This window comes from Maricaulis sp. ABE4_448, from assembly GCF_056160825.1.
In genome coordinates, this window is sequence record NZ_JBSWXX010000003.1 from 35,055 (window position 1) to 55,222 (window position 20,168).

Consider the following 20,168-nt stretch of genomic DNA (forward strand, 5'->3'; position numbering starts at 1 on the left):
GTTGCGAGTCGGGGAAATGCATATCCTATGCATCCCGGTTCGCGAATGTGGAAAACCTGGCGAGGGACAGGAGGGGGTGGCGCTAGATGTCCAGCCAGTAGGCGCGGACGCCGAGCTGCCGGAAGATCTCGCTCCAATAGGCCTGCAACTCGCCGCGCTGTTCGGCTTCCCAGGTCTCGCGCGGGATCAGGCGGATTTCCAGCTCGCTGCCGCGCAGGCTGTCGCCATAGGTCTCGCGGATGATGTCCGCGACGGCGCGGGCCGGCGGAACGCGCTGTTCGAAACTGCCCCGGCGCCGGCCATAGACCGAAAAAATGTCCGAATTCTGCAGCATGTCGGAGACGAGCACGATGCGCCGCCGGGGCACGGTCCGGTCGAAGGCCGGGTCCTGACCGAGGCGGGCGAGCGCTTCGATGATCGGGCTGGACGGGGCGTCCTTGGGCAATACGAGATCGGCCAGCGCCCGCTGCAGCGGCTCGGCGAACAGCGCATTGTAGCGGGCCTGCACGCGTTCGGGATTGCGATAGAGCGGATTGACCTGCTCGCCGGCGCCCGGATTGCACAGGGAGAAGCGGTTGGTGTTGCGAAGCTCGCCGCTCTCATTGAGCTCGTAGAGCGAGAAGCGTTCGCCGACCGCCAGCGCATTGCGCTCGCCCAGGATCACAGCGCCGATCGCGTCGGCCTGGGCGGTTGAATAAAGGTCGGTCTTGTCGATCACGACGACGCGGTGGGGCGGCGTCTCGTCGACCAGGCACAGTGTCTGACTGTCATACTCGGCCGGCTTCAGAACGAAGGCGGCATAGCTGATGGCACCGACAACGCCGGCGATGATGATCAGGTTGAAAAGCCCGATGAGATCGCGTCCGGACATGCCCCCTCCCGTCGCAGGTCGAACCGGTACAGCCCCGCACCGGCTTGTCTGTCTTAACGCTGGTGGCCCGGTCCGGCCAGATCCTGGCAGATTTCATCCAGCAGCGCCTTGGCTTCGACCAGCTCTTCCAGCTCGGGTGCCGAGAGCTTTTTCGCGTCCTTCCAGCCTGTTTCCAGTGCCTTTTCCAGGTCGCGCGACGCCACGTCCAGCCGGCGGGAGACACCGCCATAGCCGGGGATGGCATCGTCGAACGTGCGGCCCTTGTAGGCCGCGATAGCGGCGAAGGTGGAGCCGAGGATGAACAGCAGCAGGGCTTCCAGGGTCTGCAGGTTGAACGGGTTGGCCCGTGCATCCAGAACCGGCGTCAGCACCGTACCCGTGGTTTCGGCGCCGCCCAGGGCGAGCGTGGCCGCATTCAGTTCCAGCAGGTCGCGGAAATGGGCTGCGGTGAGGTTCAACAGGCCCAGCGCAGCGACCGTGACGCCGACACCGACCGCGGCGAGCGCGGCGATGATCGGCTTGTTGCGGTTTGACATGTGACGCAGGCCGATAAAGCCGATCAGGAAGAAGGCCGCGATCACATTGGTGAAGGAGACGGTGATGGCCTGCAGCCAGCCGCCCAGCAGGCCGAGGTCCGAGCCCGTCGAGAAGAAGTAGGCATTCGCCAGGCCCTCGAACAGCACCAGGGTTGCCAGCACGGAGAAGTGCAGGATGTGGGATTTGGGATAGACCGCCGCCCGGTCGATCGGCTTCACAGCCGGACGGGCCTCGTCAGCCTTGCCGTCCTCGGCCGGGTCGTTGATCGCGCCGCCCCAGGTGCGGCGGAATTTCAACAGGTCGGCATGACGGGCGCGGGCGATGGCCCGGGCGCGTGACAACTGGATCATGGCAGCCGGTGCGCGGGTCTCGCGCATCTCGCTCGCTTCGGTCGAATAGTCCTGGCTACTGCCGAAATCGCTTCGGTCGAGCACGGTGTTTTCCATCTGGTCTAAGGGCATGGCCTCCCCCCGGTTGGCGCGCGCCGCATTGGCGTTTCAGCCATGGTTAACGGCCAATTGTGAACCGAAATGGGGCGGAATGCGGCTATTTTGGGGTGGGCCGGTCTTTCTCTGCCGCTTGTGTATTGAATTCCGGTGGGTTGGCGCTCACGCTCGGGGGGCAGAAAAAAGCGGGGAGGGGAAGAATGTCCGACAAGGTTTCGACGCGGCGTGAACTGCTCAAGGGGGGCGCCATTGCTGTCGTTGCCGCCGGGACAGCTGGTCCGGCACTGGCGCGTCAGGACGCTGCCTCCGCTACGGCCGATGCTGCCGCGCCCGCCCTCTCGGCCGATACGCTGCATTGCGCCGAGGCCCTGTTCGATATCCGCTATACGGATGCCGAGCGGGAACAGGTTGTGGCCGGTCTTGATGACTGGATCGCGAGAACCTCGCAGCAGCGGGCGGTGGAGAAGCCGAATACGCTGGCGCCGTCCTGCATGTTCGATCCGCGTCTGCCGGGGGTCGCCTACCGTCCTCAGTCAAATGCGCTCAGCCTGTCCGGGCAGCAGACCGGTGCCCTGCCGGACAATGATGCCGATATCGCTTTTGCGCCGGTCTGGCAGCAGGCTCTGTGGATCCGCTCCGGGGCGCTGTCCGCGCGCCGGCTGACCGAGATCTATCTCGACCGGATCGCCCGCTATAACGGCACGCTGCACTGTTTCGTCACCGTGACGCCGGAGATCGCGCGTGCCGAGGCCGATCAGTGCGATCGCGTACTTGCGGAGGGGCGCCTTCTGGGGCCGCTGCACGGCATTCCCTACGGCATGAAGGACATCATTGATGTGGCCGGTGTGGCGGCGACCTGGGGCGCCACGCCCTATCGCGAGCGTGTTGCCGAACAGGATGCCCGTATCGCCGTGATGCTGCGCGAGGCAGGGGCCGTGCTGCTGGGCAAGACGACCAATGGTGCGCTGGCCTATGGCGATCGCTGGTTCGGCGGCCAGACCCGCAATCCGTGGAACCCGCAGGAAGGCTCGTCCGGCTCCAGTGCCGGATCGGCTTCGGCGACGGCGGCGGGACTGGTCGCCTTCGGTATCGGCACGGAAACGCTCGGCTCGATCGTTTCGCCCTCGCATCGTTGCGGCACGACGGGGCTGCGCCCGTCGTTTGGCCGGGTGTCGCGTTCAGGCGCCATGGCGCTGTGCTGGTCGCTCGACAAGATCGGCCCGATTGCGCGTTCCGTCGAGGATACGGCGCTGATCCTGTCGGTGATCAACGGGGCCGACCCGCTGGACCCCGGCTCGCTGGAGGCGGGGTTCGAGGCGGATGCCGGTCGCGATGTGCGCGGCATGCGGGTCGGGTGGAATCCGGCCTGGTTCGAAAACGGCACCGATGCCGACCGCGCTGCGCTGCAGGCCGCACGCGATGCCGGCGTCGAGCTTGTCGAATTCTCGCTGCCGGACCGCCCCTATGATGCACTGCTGGCGAGTGTCGAGGTGGAGTCGGCTGCAGCCTTCGAACATCTCACCCTGGACAACAGCGATGACAGCCTGGTCTGGCAGGCGCCGCAGGCCTGGCCCAATACCTGGCGGCGGGCCCGTTTCATCTCGGCCGTCGATTATGTGAATGTCGACCGTTTCCGGCGCCAGGTGATGCAGGACGTCCATGCGGCCTTTGACGGGCTGGACGCCGTGATCGGTCCGAATTTCGCGGGCGGAATGCTGCTGATCACCAATTATACCGGCCATCCGCAGCTGGCCTTCCGCTCCGGCTATTCCCAGCAGCGCACCCGGACCATCTTTGGCGGCGAGCAGGCGGATGCCGGCGCGGCCGAGTTCCGTGTGCCCCAGACCACCAGCCTGTGGGCGCCCCTCTTTGAGGAGGGGAATATCATCGCGCTGGGGCGTGCGATCGAAGCGCGGCTTGGGGTCGCGAATGAACGTCCATCCGGGTTTGCCTAGTTTTCAGACAGTCAGGATAAACTAATGAAATTCTACGATTATCGCGCGGCGCCCAGTCCGCGCCGTGCCCGTATTTTCATGGCCGAAAAGGGCATCGAGATCGAAACCGAGCAGGTCGATCTGGGGGTGAAGGCCCAGTTCGAGCCGGCCTACCGGGCCGTCAATCCGCGCTGTACGGTCCCGGCCCTGGTCCTCGATGACGGCACGGTGCTGTGCGACAACACCTCGATCGCGCGCTATCTGGAGGAAGTCTTCCCCGACCCGCCGCTTCTGGGCACGACACCGGTCGAGAAGGCTCTGGTGGCCGAATGGATGTCGCGGGCCGAGGGAGAGGGGCTGCTCGGTGTCGCCGAAGCACTGCGCAACCGCTCCGAATTCTTCAAGGATTCTTCGATCACCGGCCCGGAGCGCTATGCCCAGGTACCCGAACTGGTCGAGCGTGGACGCACACGTGCCGAAGCCTTCTTCCAGGTGCTGGACGCACGTCTGGCGGAGGTGCCCTATCTCGCGGGCGAGCGCTTCAGCGCTGCGGATATCGCGGCCTTTGTGTTCGTGGACTTTGCCGGCTGGATCAAGCTGAAGCCGGCCGACACGCTGACCCATCTCGCCCAGTGGCGGGCGACGGTCGGCGCCCGGCCAAGCGCGGAGGCCTAGCTTTCGTCATCCAGCATTGTCATCCCGGCCGAATGCCCCGCGCAGGCGGGGCGGAGGGCCGGGACCCATACGCACCGATGCCGGCCGAAAGCAGGCTCGCTGTTCGTGCCAACCGGACGAAGACCGTGATTATGGGTCCCGGACTTCCGCCCGGCCCAAGGCCGGCCATCCATCCGGGATGACAAATGCTGGAAGCCTATTCGCCAGCAGCCTCCGGCTCTGCACCGCCAGACTGTGCCGCCGGATCGTATTCCCCGAACCAGCGCAGGATTTCCGCGACCTTGGTGAGCAGGCGGCTGGGGCGCGAATTCGAGATGCCGTGATAGCTGTCGGGGATCACCACCAGCCGGGTCGGCACGCCGTTGAGGTGGAGGGCGGAATAGTATTGCTCCGTCTCCGCCCGCGGCGTGCGCAGATCGGCACCGCCGACCATCATCAGCGTCGGGGTCTCGACATTGCCGACAAGCGACAGCGGCGAGCGGCGCCAGTATTCCTCCGGATCCTCCCACGGCGCGCTGGCGAACCAGTAGCGGTAGAAGAATTGCGGCAGGTCGGAATAGAGCACGAAGCTCGTCCAGTTGATCACCGGCTTCACGACGGCGGCCGCGGCGAAGCGGTCGGTATTGCCGATGATCCAGGCCGTCAGCACGCCGCCGCCCGAACCGCCGGTCACGAACAGCCGGTCCTCGTCGATGAAGCCGCGGCCGATCATGTGGTCCACGGCACCCATCAGGTCGTCATAATCATGGCCGGGATAATCGTGGTGGATCAGGTTGGCGAAGTCGTAGCCATAGCTCGTTGATCCGCGCGGATTGGTGTAGACGACGACATAACCCGCCGCCGCCATCAGCCGCAATTCTGCCGAGAAGGCGGGACCGTAGGCGGAGAAGGGGCCGCCATGGATTTCCAGGATCATCGGCCATTCGCGTGCGGGGTCGAATCCGGGCGGGTAGAGCACCCAGCCTTCGATATCGAGACCGTCATGCGGCGAAGCCCAGTGAATTTCCTCGGCCGGGGCGAGATCGATCTCTGCAAGGACATCTTCGTTGAGTGAAGTGAGCACGTGCGTATCACCGAGCGGTGACATAAGGATCACGTCCGGGGGACGTATGGATGACCCAACGGTCGCGGCCACGCGCCCATTTGCCGACACCGAAAAACTGCCGCCGGTATAGGGACGGCCGAAGGTCGGCGGGGTGAGGTCGTTGAGCCCGACCTCGATATGGCCCTCCAGATTGGTCCGCGCAAGACGGGTCTGGCCGGAATCATCGTACAGGAAATAGATCATGCGGCCGTCGGCACTCCATTGCGGCGCCGAGACCGACCGGTCGAGTTCTGCGGTCACTGAACGCGGCTCGGTCCCGTCCGGGCCGGCGACATAAAGCTCGACATTGTGATAGCCCATCCGGTGATCGTCATAGCCCAGCCAGGCCAGCTGCGACCCGTCCGGTGAGGGGCGCGGCGTGGTGTCGGGACCGGTGCGACCGGTCAGCGTCTCGATCTCGCCCGTGGCCAGGTCGACCCGGTGCAGTTCGCTGTCCGGGGCGAGGGCGCCATTGTCGGGACGGCGGTCGGCGGAGAAGTAGAGCGCATGACCATCGGCCGACCAGGCGAACTCGCCGCCGGCGCCGGCTTCGTCATCGGTCAGCTGCCGCGACTCGCCGCCGGCCACATCGATGACGAAGAGCTGCTGTCGGCCCATGGGCAGTTCACCCGCCCCGTCGAAACGGAAGGAAAGGCGTTCCTCGACCTGCGCTCCGGCCGCCCAGTCCATCTCCTCGGTGCGTTCGGGCAGGTCTGCAGCGGCCGGACTGGCAGACGGCCGGAAGGCGGCCCAGGCCAGTTGTGTCCCGTCCGGCGACCAGGCCAGGCCGGACTGGCCCGCGGGAAGTGTCGTCAAGGTGCGCGAAGTGCCGTCCGCGAGCGTCAGGACTTCCAGCGTGGTGGTCTCGTCCTGCGTGCGCACATAGGCCAGCTGCGCGCCGTCCGGCGACCAGCGCGGACTGCCGCTCTCGCTCTGGCCGGGCAGGAGCTGGCGGTGACCACTGCCATCGGCGTTGATGATCCAGATTGCGCTGCGCGTGCGGTCGGTGGCGATATCATTGCTACGGCGCACATAGGCCACCATACCGCCATCTGGAGCGATCTGCGGGTCAGCGGCGGCTTCCAGGCGGAACACATCTTCCTGGGACAGGGGACGGATGGCCTGGGCAGAGGCGGGAAGGGTGATGGCCATGAGGGCCAGAACACAGCTTGTCGTTTTGATCACACGCGGTCTCCTCGAATACCCGGTCATCTAAGCTCGCCTTTGAGGCGCCAGCAATGCTGCTGCTGCTGGTTGTTATGTGACAGTCCTGCAACATGGTCGTGGAAAACCGACACGCAAAGCGTCCTGCCGGTCAGCAGGAGGCCTTCTCGCCTTTTCAGCCCGGGTCGACCCGGGTTATCGAAAAGTGTTCGGAGAAGAACCGGATGGCGTCGGCTCGTCCGCGTTCAAAACAAAACGGCGGCAATGACCGTCGATACGGGAGGTAGTTAAAGCATGTCACTCACCAAGCGCACGATTCTGTTCGCAGCCGCCTCGGCGGCTGCGCTGACGGCCGGTCACGCCGCGGCCCAGAATGAAGGCCGCACGGTCGACGTCATCACCGTCACGGCCCAGAAACGCGAAGAAGGCATCCAGGACGTTCCGGTCGCCGTTACGGCGTACAACGAGGAACTCCTCACCAATGCCGGTGTCCGCGACCTGAAAGACCTTGCCGTTATCGCGCCGGGCCTGAACGTCACCTCGACCTCGAACGAGTTCCAGACGACCGCTCGTATCCGCGGCATCGGTACCGTGGGTGACAACCCGGGGCTGGAATCTTCCGTCGGTGTCGTCATCAACGGCGTGCCGCGCGCCCGTAACGGTGTCGGCTTCGGCGATCTCGGTGAGATCGAACGGATCGAAGTGCTGCGCGGCCCGCAGGGTACGCTGTTCGGCGCCAACACTTCCGCCGGTATCATCAACGTCGTCACCAAGCGTCCGGAATACGAGTTCGGCGCCCATGCCGAAGCCACACTGTCTGGCGGAGGCGCTGATGGCTGGGGGCTTGCCGGCGGCATGACCGGTGGCCTCTCCGAAAACGTTGCCGGCCGCATCTATGTGGCCCGTCGTGCGCGCGACGGCTTCCAGTCGGTGGAAACCTTCAATGGTCCGCGCAGCGAGACCGAGGATTCCAACCAGGACTTCTACACGATCAACGGCCAGCTGCTGTTCGACATCTCCGATGATGTGAACCTCCTGCTCAGTGCCGACTATACCGACCGTGACGAGGACTGCTGTGTCGGTGCGTCGCTCGAATCCGGCCCGACGGCCGGCATCATCAATGCGCTGCAGCCGGGCGGCCGCCCGCTGCCGGGGCAGGACGATCCGTTCAGCCGCGTCGTTCACGCGAACCGCACCACGCTGCAGCAGATCGAGGATTATGGGTTTTCCGGCGAGCTGAACTGGGCGTTCGAGAATTTCGACCTCACCGTGATCGCCTCTGATCGCTCCTTCGGGATCGCCAATGGCCAGGACGTCGATTTCACCGGCGCCGACATCGTCTACCGTCTGCCGGACGACAACACGGTTGATGTCGATGTGACGACCTTCGAGGCGCGTCTGTCCGGTGCGACCGAGAATTTTGACTGGATGGTCGGTACATATTTCTCAGATGAGACCCTGGAACGCCGCGACAGCATTGTCGTCGGTGCTCACTTCGAACCCTTCCTGTCGCTGCTGGCCTCCAACGGCCTGTCCACCACCACCGTGGCGGATCTGGCCAATGGCGTGGCCGGTGTCTCGGCTGCGCTCGGCAATCCGGTCCCGGGCTTCACCCCGCTGGCGCCAGGCCAGGCCATTCCGGCCGGCGCCTGGAATTCCGGCGGCGATTACTACCATCAGGAAGCCGAGGCCCTGTCGTTCTTCACCCACAATACGTGGCACATGACCCAGGGCACCGACCTGACCTTCGGCCTGCGCTACACCTCGACCGAGAAGACGGCGACCTTCGACTGGAGCGACAGCGACAGCCCGGCCTGTGCGGTCTGGGAACACGCTTTCGGTCCGGCGCTCAACTTCGCCTCGCCGGCCAACCAGGCGCTGCTTGGTGTGCTGTCCGGCGCGACCGGCCTGCCGGGAGCAACGCTGGCCCAGTTCGGCACCTTCTCCTGCCTGCCGCAGAGCCGCGACGTCTATTCCATGATCGACCACACCCAGTCGATCGAGGAAGAGGAAATGTCCGGCATGGTCTCGCTGTCGCACCGCTTCAACGAAGACCTGCTGATGTACGGTACGTATTCGCGCGGCTACAAGGCGGGTGGTTTCAACCTGGACCGCTTCACCCAGGCCGGTAGCGATCCGGTGAATTTCGAAGCGGTGATCGCCAATCCGGAACTCTATCCGGCCTCCTTCGACGCGGAGACGGTCGACAGTTTCGAGATCGGTATCAAGACCGAGTGGGCCAATGACAGCGTGCTGGCCAACTTCTACCTCTTCTCCTCGGAGTTCGAGAACTACCAGCTCAACACGTTCAACGGCATCGGCTTCTTCGTGACGTCGATCCCGGGGGCCTCCACCCAGGGCGCCGAGCTGGAACTGCTGTGGCTGCCGCGCGAGATCGACGGTCTGACCCTTCAGGGCGGTGTCACCTATGCCGATGCCACCTATGACGAGTTCCCGGCTACCGGTACGCCGGACGTGGACCGTCTGTCGGGCCAGAACTTCTCGCTGGCTCCGGAATGGTATGCCTCCGGTGCCATCACCTATGAAGGCACGCTGGAGAACGGGATGGGCTGGCTGGCTCACCTGGACGGCCGCTGGATGTCCGAACAGAACACCGGTTCGGACCTGGATCCTGAAAAGGTCCAGGACGGCTACGCGATCTTCAATGCGCGGGTCGGCATCGGTGCCGTCGACGACACCTGGAATCTCGAGCTGTGGAGCCAGAACATCACCGACGAGGATTATATCCAGGTCGGGTTTGATGGTCCCTTCCAGGCCGGTTCCTTCAACGCCTTCCTGGGCCGTCCGCGGACCTATGGCGTGACCCTGCGCGTGCGCCGCTAGCAGGCTGCGCAATCCGAACAGGGGAGGGCCGCAGCCGGTGCTGCGGCCCTCTGCTTTTTTTGCCGCTGCGTTTGTGCGTTGCGGCAATAGAGTGCCCAATCTGGGGTTTGCCCTCTGGAGATGCCGAATTTTTAATGGTAATTCCGGTGCAGGCTTGCCCTGAAACCGCCGATATCTGTCGGTTGTATGCTCCGCGGGACGGTTTTTCACGCAATGACGATTTTTGCCGCGACATCGAGACAACGCCGGATCCTCTTCGGAGCGATTGCCGGGCTGGTTGCTGTGTCGGCCCTTGCAATGAGCGTCGGTCCGTTTTCGATCGGCGCGCTGGAGACCCGGCTGACGGCCAATGCCGAGCAGGCCCTGAGCCTGCGTGGGCACGACTGGGCGTCGGTCCGGTTCGACGGGCAGCACGCCATTCTGACCGGCGCTGCGCCCAGCGGCACGGCGCGTGACGATGCCCTGGCGACCGTCATGGCTTCGACCTGGTCAGGTGGCCGCGTCGCCGGCGGAGTGACTGCCATCACCGACGAAACGGTCGAGGCGCGCCTGCGGCACGGCTTCGTTTTCCGTGCCGACATGGCGGTGAATGGCCGGGTGCTGATTCGCGGCGATGCAACGGACGCTGTGGCACGCGAGGCCATCGCATCCTTTGCCGAAACCACTTTTGCCAATGGCGCGGATACCGACCTCACCCTGGTTCCGGGCGGCGGTGCCGCGCCGGACTGGGAAGCTGCTGCGCGGCGACTGCTCGGCCAGCTGGCGCGGCTCGATCGGGGCGCAATCGTGCTGCAGTCAGAAACCGGCGCGCTGGTCGGCGAGGCCGCCAATCCGCAGATCGCGCAATCGGTCGCCTCTGCGCTGTCCAGCATGCCCGAACCCTATGAGGCCGCCTGGATCGTTATGCCGGCGGGCGCACCGACCGTGAGCCGCATCGCCGATGTCAACGGTTGTGCCGCCATCGTACGCGCTGCTCAAGGCACCGAAAACCTGCGCTTCGACCGCGCCGGTGCGGCACCGAGCCCGCTGACGGTTGTTGCCCTGCGCCGAGTGGCCCGCGCGTTTGCGGCCTGTCCGGCCGATGCGGTCCTGACGGTCGGCGTGCTGCGCGAAGCCGTGCAGGCCGGCTTGGACCAGGCACGCATGGCCGAGGTCAGCCGGCTGGTCGATGCCGGCGGCACCGAGGCGCCGCGTATCGCTGTCGAACTGGTGCAGGACCAGGACGCGGCAATTTCATTCACCATCTCGACGAATGAGGACTGACGCATGTTCTGGCTGATCTGGCAAATGGGTGTTCTGCTGGTGATCTTCTGCGGACTGGGCCTCCTGGTAGGCTATCTGGTCTGGAGCGGCGATGCGCGCAGCATCGACGCCGACAAGGCCCAGGCCGACAATGCCCGCCTGCGTCAGGAGAACGAGAATCTGGCGCGCCGCCTTGGCGAGGCGTCGGCCCGCAGCACACCGTCTGCCGAGATTGCGCCCCAGGTTGCACCGGCAGTGCCAGCGACGCCTGAAACGTCGGAACCGGAGCCTGTCGCCGAAGCCGCGCCCAAGCCGAAGGTCAAAGCCAGGGCGAAAGCCAAACCGGCCCCCGCCCCGAAGCCGGCAGACACTGCAGAGGCGCCGGCCAAGGCGGAGACGGTTTCCGGCGAGGATGATCTCACCCGGATCAAGGGGCTGGGCCCCAAGGCCGAAGCGGCCCTCAAGGCTGGCGGCGTAACGACCTTCGCCCAGATCGCGGCCTGGAGCGAAACCGATGTGGAAGTCTGGGACGATCGTATCAATGGCCGTGGCCGGATCGAGCGCGACAACTGGGTCAGCCAGGCGCGTGAGCTCGCCGGCTGACATCCGGCCATGACCGAAGACGAATTCAACGCCTTTTGCGCCTCACTGCCCGCGACGACACATGTGGTGCAATGGGGCGATGCGAATGTCTGGAAAGTCGGCGGGAAGGTGTTCGCCATCGGCGGCTGGGGCCAGCGGGATTATCCGGGCATCACCTTCAAGGTGACGCCGCTCTCCTTCGAAATCCTGCAGGAACAGCCCGGCCTGCGCCCGGCACCCTATCTCGCCTCGCGCGGGATGAGCTGGATACAGCACTATGACACGCCAGGGCTGCCGGACAGCGATCTTCAGGCCTATATCGCCAAGTCACACGAGCTCGTCGCATCCGGCCTGAGCAAGAAGAAACAGCGTGAACTGGGTCTGCTGACGGAATAGGCGCGCGACTAGCGCGGCGCGAAGTCCAGGATGGCACGGGCATCATAGGCCTGCGGATCCTGCGGCCGGGCGCCGGACCGCACGACGATTTCCAGCATTACTTCCTTCTCGCCCGCACGGCCATCAATGCGAAGGCCGATCCCGACGCCGGAAGCGCGGAAGCCTCCGGAGCCCCAGCTCTGACCGACCGAACCACCGACGCCGACGGGATTGCGGTCATTGCCGTCGCGGGCGCGACCGACCACGAGGAACCAGTCGCCGCCATCGCGCAGGGTGATCTCGGCTGCCCGGCGCAGGGCGTAGTCTTCAGCCAGCTGGAAGGAGGCATCGCTGCCGGCGGCAAAACGGATGCGGTAGCGGTCCTGCTCAATGCGCATTTCCGAATAACCGCGCTCGCCCCCGGCCATCGGCTGATAGGCGGTTGGCGTCGAGGCGCAGGCTGTCACGGATACAAACGCCATAAGGCAGATGAGGGAGCGCATGTCGGATAACCTCACTTTTCTGAGCTGATGAGGACTGTGCCATATTCCCGCTGACACCGCGATGAACGGCGCTTCTGTTCGTCACAGCCTGCAGGGCCAGGGGCTAACGGACGAGATAGCGTCCGAGGGCGCCGGGGACGGCGTGTCCGACACGGTTCAGCGTGCTGTCGAGCCATTTCCAGCTGCGCCGGCGTTCGCGCACCCAGCGCCGGAACCCTGAATCCGCCGGCATGAGAATAGCCGCTCCGACGCCGGCGAGCAGGATGCCAGCCGGCAGCGGGGTCACGGCGAGAATACCGCCGAGCCCGATCAGGGCATAGCCGGCCGCGCGTTGAGCGGGGCGTTGGGCAGTCCTGAACAAGTGCTTCTTCGGCATGGGCGGCTCCTGGAGGCGCCGGCTCGATACGCAGGGGCGGTACACAGCCGGCCAACTGCAAGGACAACGTGTGAAACCAGCCAAGTGTTCCGCTCGGTCTTGTCCGTTTGCGACCGGGGAGCGGCGATCTGCATGAATGCGCGGAATGATGGAACGATTGCCCGCGGTGGGTGTTGCAAAGGGGAACCCGAACCGGAAACCAGCCCAAGGAGCATGAAACATGGCGACGAAGACCGAGGCCAAGATCGCGGCGGGCCAGCAGAACGCCAAGGATGCCGCCAAGTCCGTGGATTCCGATATCGACGAACTGCGCAACGACCTGAAGGCGCTGCGCGGCGATCTGTCGAAACTGCTTTCAGACACGGGCAGCTACGCCTCCGCCAAGTCGCGCGAGGGTATCGAGCGCTCGAAGGAATGGTCCGAACGCGCCCAGCAGGGCGTCGACGAGGCCCGCACCACGGTCGAGGACAAGGTGCGCGAGAATCCGCTGGCCGCCATCGGCATCGCGATGGGCGTCGGCGCGCTGCTCTCCTACGTCTCGTCGCGCCGCTAGGGCTGCGAGAGGGATCGCGTCATGGAAAAGGCCAAGCTCAGATTGCTGGCCGCTGTGGGCGGCGCCCTGTTCGGCTTTGCCGGGGCGCTGTCCATGGCCTACGCGCTGGTCGTCGTGCTGACGCCGGTCCTCGGGCTGGCTTGGGCGACGGTGAGCGTGGGGGGCGTGTTGATCGGCCTGTCCTGCCTGTGCCTTTATTTCTTTCTTCTGCCCTACAAGCCGGCAGAGGCCGAAGCGCAACAGGCCGAAAGCCTGGCGGCGGAAACCCTGGCCGACCTGCCCTTCGACACCGTCCAGCACATCGTCAAGAAACACCCGCTCAGCGCCGTCGCGATCGCGCTGGCCGCCGGTTATGTCGTGGCGCGCGACCCGGAAAACGCCACGCGGGGCGTGCAGCGTGTCATTGCCGGTTTGCTCTGAACGGCGGCGATTTCTATCTAGTCGTCAGGCCTTGCCGCGATTTCGCCGCTAGTTGGCGCCAGAATCGCGCGATCAGGGCATGACAGGGCCACCGGTAAGTGGTCCGCAGACGGTAGGGACGATGAGCGTATTCAGGATCGCCACGCTGGTCGTGTCGGCGGTGTCCGGTGGCGTCTTCATCGGGCGCAAACTGCTGGCCGGCCAGGTCGAGAAGAAGAAGGCAGCGCTGGTCCAGCGCGCCGGTGCGGAGGTGCGCGAACGCATCCGCACCCAGGCGCGCGGCTTCGTGGTCGACCATCTGCGCCGCTTTTCCATCGCTCTGGTCGTCAAGGCCGGTCTGTTACTGCTCGTGCTGGCGCTGGAGCGGCTGGGCGTGCTGCAGGGCTGGCTCTATGGCGCGATGCTGCTGGCGCTGCTGACGGCCTTCCTGATCCGTGATCTCTACATGCTCTGGCCGACGCTTAGTTTTGCCGCCAGCGAGTTGCGCAAGCATGGCTGGCGGCCGCGCCTGACCGTCGCCGAGATCATCGCCGCCCAGACTTTCGACGAAGTGCTGGCAGAGAGCGCCCAGCAGCCGCAGCTCTGGCATGACGATCTCTTGCTGGCGCTGGCCGGCCAGAAGCGCGACCGGCTGGTCGAGGAGATCGCGCGCGAGGTCGCCGCCATCGCCCACGGGCTCTCCTTGCCGACCCTGAAACCCTATTTCCTCACCGGCGCCGGCATGACCGCCGTCCTCTCCGCCCTCTACTTCGGCTTCGCCTGGCTGGCTCTGCACGGGCTGGTGATCTGAGACGCACCATCCTCGCCCTTGATGGGCGAGGGGGACCGCGCGAATGCGCGGTGGAGTGGGTGGGGGCGAGGTGTCCCCCGGTCAGGCACCGGGCTTCACCCCTTCCGTCCGGCTTTGCCGGACACCTTCCCCATCAAGGGGAAGGGTGAAGGTGCACCCTACGCCTCCTCTTCCTCCATCCCCATGCGTTCCAGCATGATGAGGGCCGAGTCGGCGATCACGGTGCCGGGGGGGAAGACGGCGGCAGCGCCCATCTGGCGCAGTACCGGTTCGTCATCCGGCGGAATGACGCCGCCGACGATGACCAGGATGTCCTCACGCCCCTTGTCACGCAGCGCGTCGCGCAGTTCGGGTACCAGGGTGAGGTGGCCGGCGGCGAGCGATGAGGCTGCTGCCGCATCGACACTTTCCGAAACAGCGAGTTCAGCGGCTTCGCCGGGCGTCTGGAAGAGCGGGCCGATCACCACATCCCAGCCCAGATCGGTATAGGCCGAGGCGACGACTTTCTGGCCGCGGTCATGGCCGTCCTGGCCGAGCTTGGCGATCAGGATTTTCGGCTTCCGGCCATGGCGTTTGGCGAAGGCCTCGGCCAGGGCGAGGGCGTGTTTGACTTTGTCGTCCTCACCCGCCGCCGCGCCATAGACGCCGGTCACACCCTTGATTTTGGCGACGTGGCGGTTGAAGGCGGTCTCCATCGCGTCGGAGATCTCGCCCACGGTGGCTTTGGCGCGGGCGGCGTCGACGGAGAGGGCGAGCAGATTGCCCTCGCCGGTGCGGGCGCCTTCGGCCAGCGCGTTGAGGGCAGCCTCGACAGCGGCCGGGTCGCGTTCGGCGCGCAGGCGTTCCAGCTTCTCGATCTGCTGCTTGCGGACCATGTAATTGTCGACCTTGAGGACGGGCACGTCCTCTTCCTCGTCAAGGCGGAACTTGTTGACGCCGGTGATGGTCTGGCGGCCGCTATCGATCAGCGCCTGGGTGCGGGCAGCGGCTTCCTCGATCCGCAGTTTGGGAATCCCGGCCTCGATGGCCTTGGCCATGCCGCCCAGTTCGTCGACTTCGGCGATATGGTCCAGCGCCCGGGCGGCGAGATCATGGGTGAGGCGTTCGATGTAATGGCTGCCGCCCCAGGGATCGATCGCGTCGCAAAGATGCGCTTCACCGGCCAGCAGGAGCTGGGTGTTGCGGGCGATACGGGCCGAGAAATCGGTCGGCAGGGCCAGCGCCTCGTCCAGCGAATTGGTGTGCAGCGACTGGGTGTGACCGTCGACGGCGGCGATGGCTTCCAGCGCCGTGCGGCCGACATTGTTGAACACATCCTGGGCAGCCAGCGACCAGCCCGAGGTCTGGCAATGCGTGCGCAGGCAGATCGACTTGTCGGACTTGGGCGAGAAACGTTCCTTCACCAGCTTGGCCCACAACAGGCGCGCGGCGCGCAGCTTGGCGACCTCCATGAAGACATTCATGCCGATGCCGAAGAAGAAGGAGAGGCGCGGCGCGAAGGTGTCGACGTCGAGACCCGCCTCGATCCCGGTGGCGATGTACTCGAGCCCGTCCGCGATCGTGTAGGCGAGTTCCAGATCCGCCGGCGCTCCGGCTTCCTGCATGTGATAGCCGGAGATCGAGATCGAGTTGAACCGCGGCATGTGGGTCGAGGTGTATTCGAAAATGTCGGAGATGATCCGCATCGAGGGCCGCGGCGGGTAGATATAGGTGTTGCGGACCATGAACTCCTTGAGGATATCGTTCTGGATCGTTCCCGAGAGCTTGTCCGGGCTCACGCCCTGTTCCTCGGCGGCGACGATGTAGAGCGCCATCACCGGCAGCACCGCGCCATTCATCGTCATCGAGACCGACATCTCGTCCAGCGGAATGCCGTCGAAGAGCGTGCGGGTGTCGTAGATCGAATCGATCGCCACGCCGGCCATGCCGACATCGCCGGACACGCGCGGGTGATCGCTGTCATAACCGCGGTGTGTGGCCAGGTCGAAGGCGACGGAGAGGCCTTTCTGGCCGGCCGCCAGATTGCGGCGGTAGAAGGCGTTGGAATCCTCGGCCGTCGAGAAACCGGCATATTGCCGGATCGTCCAGGGCCGCTGCAGGAACATGGTCGGGTAGGGACCGCGCACGAAGGGCGCCGCACCCGGGACGGAGCCGGTGAAATCGATCCCGGCGGCATCCTCCGCCCGGTATTGCGATTTCACGGCAATGCCTTCGGCGGTGTCCCAGGGCTCGCGCGATCCGCTGCCGGGATTCTGCGCGTCGCCGAGATCGATCCGGGTGAAGTCGGGGCGGGGAGGGGTCATTGGGCGGCCTCCTCGAACTGGGCGGCAAAGCGGATCGGGGCGAGGGCGCAGGCGGGCAGGTCGTCATCGGGCCAGCTGCCGTCGGTCTCGACGGCGCGTGGATCCGGGTCGGCATATTGGGTCACGCCCAGGATCTGGTCGCTGCCGGCCTCGTAGCGGTTGAGATGGGCCCGGCGGGATTTGGCGATCTCTGACTGGAACCATTCCGAGGAGAAGGCCGAGGCGAGTCCGCCCTTGGCCTCGATCTCCTGGAACAAGGCCCAGGCTTTTTGCGCCAGGGCGTCGGCGAGGCTTTCGTGCAGGTAGGATCCGGCGGCCGGATCGGTGACCTTGCCCAGATGGCTCTCCTCGGCCAGCAGGATGTGCAGATTGCGCGCGACGCGGCGGGCAAAGGGCGTCGGCCGGCCGATCGCCTCGGTGAGCGGACGCACGGTGATCGCGTCGGCGCCGCCGGCGGCTGCAGCAAAGCCGGCGCAGGCATTGCGAATGAGATTGGTCCAGGGATCCCTGGCCGACAGCATGCGGTGTGCCGTGGTGGCATGGAGGCTGAGGCGGCGGGCATTGTCCGACGCGCCGAAGCTCTCTGCGATGCGGGCAAAGATGCGACGGGCCGCGCGCAGCTTGGCGATGGTCAGATGGATATCGGTATCGGCCACCAGGCGGGCCTCGACCGAACGTGCGGCGGCGTCCGCATCCAGCCCCGCCTTGAGGGCAAGGCGGATATAGGTTGCGGCCGAGGCGGCCATCATCGCCAATTCCTGCACCTCGCTGCCGCCGGCTTCGAAGGCCAGCGCGGCATCGGCGCGGAAGATTTTCAGATTGGGAAAGGCGGCATGGGCCAGCTGCGCGATCTCGATCGCCTTGGGGAAGCATTGATCGTCCAGCACCACGCCCTGGCGCGCAGCGCGTTCGACCGGGGAGATGCCCAGCCCGCCCTCGATCTGCTCGCCATCGACGCGGCGACGCGCCATCAGCGTCAGGAAGACATGGGCGTGGTGGCCTTGGCCGCCCAGACTGTCCAGATGGATGGGGGCGAGGGTGAGGTCGACGCCCTTCAGGGCGGCGTCCATCAGATCGACATCATTGGCCTTGAGACCGAAGCGGCCTTCCGGATCGAGCCGCAATTCCAGCTCGGACACGCCGCCCATCAGGTCGGCCAGCGCTGCGGCATTGGCCACTTCCGGTGTGGCCTCGACCAGAGTCTGGCGCATGCCCCAAGGCAGATGGAGGTCGCGCGGAGCCGCGTCGACAGCGTGCGCACCCTTGGGCCGGTCGAAGAAGACCGGTCCGCGATCAATCCCGTCGATCGTGGTGCGCGACAGCGCCTCCTCGAAATCCGCGCCCCGCAACGCCTTCTCGGCGAGGGGCCGCCAATCCTGTGGGCTCAAGGCCGGAAATCCCCCGGCCAGGGCGCGGATATCGTCGGTCATGCGCGATTGTCCTCGAAGCGTGTGTTTTTGTTCTGGCGCGGAGAAAAGGCGCGCACGGCCCGTGCGTCAAGAGGCGGTGCGGTGCGTGGACAGTGCATGGGGGAAATCCCCGCACGCCAAACCGGCTGCACAATGACGGGGCAAACCGGGAGAGCATCAACCATGAGCGAAACCACCCCCAACCTGTCCCTGCCGCTGGTCATGCCGGCCCAGGCGCAGAAACATGTCACCGTGAACGAGGCGCTGCTGCGGCTCGACGCCCTCACACAGGCCTGTGTGGAAAGCCGCACGCTGGCCGTCCAGCCCGAAACGCCCGGCGAGGGCGATGTCTGGATCGTGCCGGCCGGCGCCAGCGGCGATGACTGGGCGGCGATGGCGGCGGGCACGCTGGCGATCTGGCGTGACGGCTTCTGGACAGCGATCACGCCAGCGGATGGCTGGCGGGTGCATGTGCGCGACGAGGCACGCAGCGTGGCCTTCGATGCCGGCCGAGAAACGTGGATCGCCGCGGCGGCGAACACCATCCTGACGGCTGGCGAGGGCGGTGCGGCCACCGAGGCTGTACTGATCGAGGACATATTGTCAGGGCTTTCCGGTGCCAGCGCTGCCAGCAGCGTGGTGATCCCGGCGCGTTCCATCGTTTTCGCGGTCTCGGTGACAACGCGCAGCGCGATCACCGGCGCGGCCTCTTTCGATTGCGGGATATCCGGCGAGGCGTCGAAGTTCGGCGGTTCGTTGGGGGTGTCACCCGGTGCCAGCAATATCGGCGTGATCGGACCCACAGCCTTTTATGCCGACACGCCCGTCGAGCTGACCGCGAATGGCGGCGACTTCACCGGCGGCAGCGTCGCCATCGCCATTCACGCCTGGCGGCCGCTGGCGCCGGCGCTTTGATACGGCGCTACTCCACGACTTCGGCCATGCGCGCCATGATGCGGTTGAGCACCGGCTGGGTGGTCTCGGTCATGGCGTGGCCATTGACGGTGATGAGGTCGAAACCGGCATGGGGGCAGGCGCGGGCCAGGCGGAAAGCGGCACTGGCCGGACACACCATGTCATAGCGCGAGTGCAGGATGTGCATGGGCGTGTTGGCCAACTGCCGCGCATCGCGGATCAGCTGGTCTGGTTCGAGGAAGCAGCCATTGCGGAAATAGTGCAGCTCGATCAGCGAGTGGGCCGCCACGAATTCGGCGCCGCGGGCCCGCAGGCCCGACAGCACCGCTTCTGGCGGATTGTCGAGATAGGACAGGCGGTCCTCATACTCGGTCCAGCGGTAGAGCGTGGACTGGCGGATCTCCTCCAGGCTGACAGTCGTGTCGTCCAGGCGGCGAAGCAGCGTCAGACCGTTGGCGATCTCCGCCTGCATCTGTTCAAAGCACCACTCCATCATGGCGCGCGGTGACTTGCGGGCCCGCTCCGGAGCCGGCGCGGCGAAATCCGCCCAAGCGTCGGGGAAGACATTGCGGGCGCCGTCGGGGCCGTGCATCCAGTCGAGATCGGATGGCTGGGCGAGGAAAATCCCCTCCACCACCAGCCCGCTCACCCGCTCCGGGAAGGCTTCGGCATAGGCGAGGGCCAGTGTGGATCCCCAGGACGGGCCGAACACCATCCAGCGCTCGAAGCCGAGATGTTCGCGCAGCCGCTCGATATCCTCGATCAGGTGGGCCGTCGTGTTCGCCTCAAGCGAGAGATGCGGCGTCGAACGCCCGCAGCCGCGCTGGTCGAACAGGATGAGGTTGAACAGGTCGGGGTCGAACATGCGCCGGTATTTGGCCGATGCGCCCGAGCCCGGTCCGCCATGCAGGAAGACAAGCGGCAGCCCGTCCGGGGTTCCGCATTCCTCGAAATAGAGCGTGTGACCGCCGGAGACCGGCAGGTCGTCCGCGCGGCGGGGCGGGAGAGAGGGGAAATATTCGGTCATCGCCTCAATGGTGCGTTATGCCGGGCCGACGTCAAGCGCATGAGGGGTGTAGCCAGAGGGGCCGGAGGGTGATCCGGGACGGCACCGGCTCCGCCCGCGCGTGAGCAGTAACCCGGCC

18 protein-coding genes are annotated in these 20,168 nt (G+C 65.8%); 10 read left to right on the top strand and 8 right to left on the bottom strand.

Features of this window, described 5'->3' with window-relative positions:
* Positions 1–82: 82 nt before the first annotated feature.
* Both ACXAJV_RS09185 and ACXAJV_RS09190 read right to left on the bottom strand, forming a co-directional pair.
* Positions 83–871: a hypothetical protein gene (locus ACXAJV_RS09185; protein WP_475084503.1), complete on the bottom strand. Its 789-nt coding sequence runs from the start codon at positions 869–871 to the stop codon at positions 83–85.
* 53 nt (positions 872–924) lie between these two features.
* Positions 925–1,869, bottom strand: coding sequence for a hypothetical protein (locus ACXAJV_RS09190; protein ID WP_475084505.1), 945 nt, complete (start codon positions 1,867–1,869; stop codon positions 925–927).
* 185 nt (positions 1,870–2,054) lie between these two features.
* Here ACXAJV_RS09190 and ACXAJV_RS09195 point away from each other — a divergent pair, with 185 nt between their 5' ends.
* Both ACXAJV_RS09195 and ACXAJV_RS09200 read left to right on the top strand, forming a co-directional pair.
* Entirely contained in the window at positions 2,055–3,809 is a 1,755-nt protein-coding gene (locus ACXAJV_RS09195; RefSeq protein ID WP_475084507.1) for an amidase, read from the top strand.
* Positions 3,810–3,833: 24 nt separating this feature from the next.
* Positions 3,834–4,463, top strand: coding sequence for a glutathione S-transferase family protein (locus ACXAJV_RS09200; RefSeq protein ID WP_475084509.1), 630 nt, complete (start codon positions 3,834–3,836; stop codon positions 4,461–4,463).
* A 196-nt stretch (positions 4,464–4,659) separates the two neighbouring features.
* On the opposite strand, the gene ACXAJV_RS09205 is transcribed toward ACXAJV_RS09200, so the two are convergent.
* Positions 4,660–6,732, bottom strand: a complete 2,073-nt coding sequence (locus ACXAJV_RS09205; RefSeq protein ID WP_475084511.1) for a S9 family peptidase — start codon at positions 6,730–6,732, stop codon at positions 4,660–4,662.
* A 273-nt stretch (positions 6,733–7,005) separates the two neighbouring features.
* Between ACXAJV_RS09205 and ACXAJV_RS09210 the strand changes: the two genes are divergently transcribed.
* From ACXAJV_RS09210 to ACXAJV_RS09225, 4 genes are all read left to right on the top strand, one after another.
* On the top strand, positions 7,006–9,555 hold the full coding sequence (locus tag ACXAJV_RS09210; RefSeq protein ID WP_475084513.1) for a TonB-dependent receptor: 2,550 nt from the start codon (positions 7,006–7,008) through the stop codon (positions 9,553–9,555).
* 213 nt (positions 9,556–9,768) lie between these two features.
* Positions 9,769–10,818 carry a hypothetical protein gene (locus ACXAJV_RS09215; protein WP_475084516.1) on the top strand — a complete coding sequence of 350 codons (1,050 nt, stop codon included), beginning with the start codon at positions 9,769–9,771 and terminating at the stop codon, positions 10,816–10,818.
* Positions 10,819–10,821: 3 nt separating this feature from the next.
* The gene (locus ACXAJV_RS09220) at positions 10,822–11,400 is read left to right on the top strand and encodes a hypothetical protein (RefSeq protein WP_475084519.1); all 579 of its coding nucleotides are present in this window, start codon (positions 10,822–10,824) and stop codon (positions 11,398–11,400) included.
* A gap of 9 nt (positions 11,401–11,409) precedes the next feature.
* The gene (locus ACXAJV_RS09225) at positions 11,410–11,775 is read left to right on the top strand and encodes an MmcQ/YjbR family DNA-binding protein (protein WP_475084521.1); all 366 of its coding nucleotides are present in this window, start codon (positions 11,410–11,412) and stop codon (positions 11,773–11,775) included.
* A gap of 8 nt (positions 11,776–11,783) precedes the next feature.
* Here the strand turns inward: ACXAJV_RS09225 and ACXAJV_RS09230 are convergent, their stop codons facing one another.
* Together ACXAJV_RS09230 and ACXAJV_RS09235 are read right to left on the bottom strand one after the other, a co-directional pair.
* The gene (locus ACXAJV_RS09230; protein WP_475084523.1) at positions 11,784–12,257 is read right to left on the bottom strand and encodes a CC0125/CC1285 family lipoprotein; all 474 of its coding nucleotides are present in this window, start codon (positions 12,255–12,257) and stop codon (positions 11,784–11,786) included.
* Between the two features lie 103 nt (positions 12,258–12,360).
* Entirely contained in the window at positions 12,361–12,633 is a 273-nt protein-coding gene (locus ACXAJV_RS09235) for a hypothetical protein (RefSeq protein WP_475084524.1), read from the bottom strand.
* A 220-nt stretch (positions 12,634–12,853) separates the two neighbouring features.
* Here ACXAJV_RS09235 and ACXAJV_RS09240 point away from each other — a divergent pair, with 220 nt between their 5' ends.
* The 3 genes from ACXAJV_RS09240 to ACXAJV_RS09250 all read left to right on the top strand — a co-directional run bounded on the left by ACXAJV_RS09240 (position 12,854) and on the right by ACXAJV_RS09250 (position 14,396).
* Entirely contained in the window at positions 12,854–13,186 is a 333-nt protein-coding gene (locus ACXAJV_RS09240) for an ElaB/YgaM/YqjD family protein (protein WP_475084526.1), read from the top strand.
* A 21-nt stretch (positions 13,187–13,207) separates the two neighbouring features.
* Positions 13,208–13,606 carry a hypothetical protein gene (locus tag ACXAJV_RS09245; protein ID WP_475084529.1) on the top strand — a complete coding sequence of 133 codons (399 nt, stop codon included), beginning with the start codon at positions 13,208–13,210 and terminating at the stop codon, positions 13,604–13,606.
* A gap of 121 nt (positions 13,607–13,727) precedes the next feature.
* Positions 13,728–14,396, top strand: coding sequence for a hypothetical protein (locus ACXAJV_RS09250; protein ID WP_475084531.1), 669 nt, complete (start codon positions 13,728–13,730; stop codon positions 14,394–14,396).
* Positions 14,397–14,554: 158 nt separating this feature from the next.
* Here ACXAJV_RS09250 and scpA read toward each other — a convergent pair whose 3' ends face one another.
* Positions 14,555–16,699 carry a methylmalonyl-CoA mutase gene (gene scpA / locus ACXAJV_RS09255; protein WP_475084533.1) on the bottom strand — a complete coding sequence of 715 codons (2,145 nt, stop codon included), beginning with the start codon at positions 16,697–16,699 and terminating at the stop codon, positions 14,555–14,557.
* Positions 16,696–18,129: a methylmalonyl-CoA mutase family protein gene (locus ACXAJV_RS09260; RefSeq protein WP_475084535.1), complete on the bottom strand. Its 1,434-nt coding sequence runs from the start codon at positions 18,127–18,129 to the stop codon at positions 16,696–16,698. The genes scpA and ACXAJV_RS09260 overlap by 4 nt, the downstream gene beginning before the upstream one ends.
* Before the next feature lie 162 nt (positions 18,130–18,291).
* Between ACXAJV_RS09260 and ACXAJV_RS09265 the strand changes: the two genes are divergently transcribed.
* Positions 18,292–19,023, top strand: coding sequence for a DUF2793 domain-containing protein (locus ACXAJV_RS09265; protein WP_475084537.1), 732 nt, complete (start codon positions 18,292–18,294; stop codon positions 19,021–19,023).
* A gap of 7 nt (positions 19,024–19,030) precedes the next feature.
* On the opposite strand, the gene pip is transcribed toward ACXAJV_RS09265, so the two are convergent.
* The gene (gene pip, locus ACXAJV_RS09270) at positions 19,031–20,050 is read right to left on the bottom strand and encodes a prolyl aminopeptidase (protein WP_475084538.1); all 1,020 of its coding nucleotides are present in this window, start codon (positions 20,048–20,050) and stop codon (positions 19,031–19,033) included.
* Positions 20,051–20,168: the final 118 nt, after the last annotated feature.